This window comes from Corynebacterium sp. MSK074 (genome assembly GCF_030229735.1).
Lineage (GTDB): Bacteria > Actinomycetota > Actinomycetes > Mycobacteriales > Mycobacteriaceae > Corynebacterium.
Window position 1 is genome coordinate 1 of record NZ_JASPIX010000033.1, and the last position, 769, is coordinate 769.

Below are 769 nucleotides of genomic sequence, written 5' to 3' on the forward strand. Positions count from 1 at the left end.
TTTGTGTGCGGGGGCTTGGTTTACAAGTAATCCGCGAATCGGTTGGGGTAAGCCACGGCTAGTTGGTTGATGGCTTGTTTCCATCCAGTTGCTTTCGCTCCTTCAATATAGCCGTTGCATTCAATATCGCGTTTTGCTTTCCTCGCTCGCTGGGCAGCGCGCTTGTCTTCGATGTTGCAGATCATCAGCCACAGTGTCTTTAGTGCGGCAGTATCGTTTGGAAATTGACCCCGGTTACGGGTAGCTTTACGCAGTTCGGCGTTGAGCGATTCGATCGAGTTGGTGGTGTAGAGCACCCGGCGTGCCGCCGGTGGGAACTGCAGAAACGGCACGAACCGCTCCCATGCATCACGCCAGACTTTAACCGACTGGGGATATTTCCGGCCAAGTTCACTGGCCTCGAAAGCATCCAGGCTGGCACGCGCGGTGTCCTCGTTAGCGGCTGTGTAGACCTCACGCAGCGCGCGGGAGACTGCTTTGCGGTCCTGGTAGGACACCCACCGGTTCGCAGCCCGAATCAGGTGCACAATACAGGTCTGCACCATGGAATTCGGCCAGGTTGTCTCCACAGCCTCCGGCAGGCCTTTGAGCCCGTCGCAGCACACGATGAACACGTCTTGGACACCGCGGTTGGCCAGATCCGCACACACCGATGCCCAGAATGCGGCGCCTTCATTGTCCGCGATCCACAATCCCAGGATGTGCTTGATGCCGTCCATATCGACACCAACCGCCATGTAGCAAGCCTTGTTGACCACGCGGTGGCCGT

The 769-nt window shown here is 57.7% G+C and carries 1 protein-coding gene; it reads right to left on the reverse strand.

Annotated features, from left to right (window positions below; all coding sequences use genetic code 11):
* Positions 1-20 precede the first annotated feature (20 nt).
* On the reverse strand, positions 21-769 hold a 749-nt coding region (locus QP965_RS11425; protein ID WP_284852695.1), incomplete at its 5' end, for an IS256 family transposase.